General features: G+C 61.3%; 1 protein-coding gene. It reads right to left on the bottom strand.

Annotated elements, in window-relative coordinates; all coding sequences use genetic code 11:
• Positions 1-26: 26 nt before the first annotated feature.
• Positions 27-1,061, bottom strand: a complete 1,035-nt coding sequence (locus tag ACEZHJ_RS17510; protein WP_163143708.1) for an IS630 family transposase — start codon at positions 1,059-1,061, stop codon at positions 27-29.
• Positions 1,062-1,108: the final 47 nt, after the last annotated feature.

Below are 1,108 nucleotides of genomic sequence, written 5' to 3'. Positions count from 1 at the left end.
AACTACTAACCTTTAAAAAAGTAAAGTCATGCTTTGGCGTACTGACATTCGGGCTGTTGGAAGAATGAGCGCACCAGCCGCGGGAGTTTCTGGATGCGCCTGAGCGCGGCGATGGCCATGCGCTTCATTTGCTCGATGTTCTCGACCCCGCGGCAACTGACATCACGCTTGACGTGTGCCCAGACCTGCTCGTCGGGATTGAGGTGGGGAGCGTACGGCGGCAGGAAGAACAACTTCAGCATGCCGTTGGTCGAAGCCACGAAGTCCTTGACCAGTTTGGCCTTGTGGGCTGGATGGCCGTCGACGATGACGTACACGGGCTTATGGGCACCGGCGAGCAGCCGCCGGAGGAACTCGCGGAAGACTTTCGCGTTCACGTTGCCCTCGTGGACCATGAACCGTAGCTCACCCCGAGGGCCGACCGCCGAGAGCATGTTCACCGAGAACCGCCGCCCGGTGACTTCGACGACAGGCGTTTCACCGACCGGCGCCCAAGTCGTACCGGCATGGTAATCGGAGCGCAGCCCCGACTCGTCAGCAAAATAGATCGTCGCCCCGGCCGCCTTGGCTTGCCGGCGGATTTCGGGGTAGGTGTGCGTCTGCCACTCCTGCACCAGCTCCGGATTCTTCTGCCAGGCCTCGTAGAGGGGTTTCTGCGCCGAGAATCCGAGCGTCTTCATCGCCTTGCTCACCGACGGCAGTGTCAGCGACTTGCCCAGGCGCTGCCGGATCAGCTCCTGGATCAACGACAACGTCCACAGCGCGTAGGGCAGCTTCATCTGCTGCGGCGTCTCGTCGCGCACCGCCCGCGCAAGCCAGCGCATCTCCTCGTCGGTGAGCTTGCTCGGCCGGCCAGATTTGCCCTTCGACTGCAGCGCTTTCTGGCCGCCGTCGTTGTAGCGCGCCAGCCACTTGAACACCGTGCGCTCGTTGAATCCGAACGCCTCGGCAACATCCGCCACCGTGCGCCCACCGCGCACCGCTTTGATCGCCTGCATTCGCAGCGCGTGCATCGCCGCCTTGTCAATTGTGCGGCCATCGTTGGAGCGTTTGCATCTCATGATGCAAAACCTAACACATCATGGCTTTACTTTCTTTAAGGTTAGTA

Origin of the sequence: Arhodomonas sp. KWT2 (assembly GCF_041949875.1) — a bacterium.
Classification (GTDB): domain Bacteria; phylum Pseudomonadota; class Gammaproteobacteria; order Nitrococcales; family Nitrococcaceae; genus Arhodomonas; species Arhodomonas aquaeolei.
This window is presented reverse-complemented; position numbering and strand designations above follow the sequence as displayed.

What these genes read in the sequence shown, in the direction of transcription:
- ACEZHJ_RS17510 (WP_163143708.1), bottom strand. Translation starts at nt 1,061, where the DNA reads ATGAGATGCAAACGCTCCAACGATGGCCGCACAATTGACAAGGCGGCG.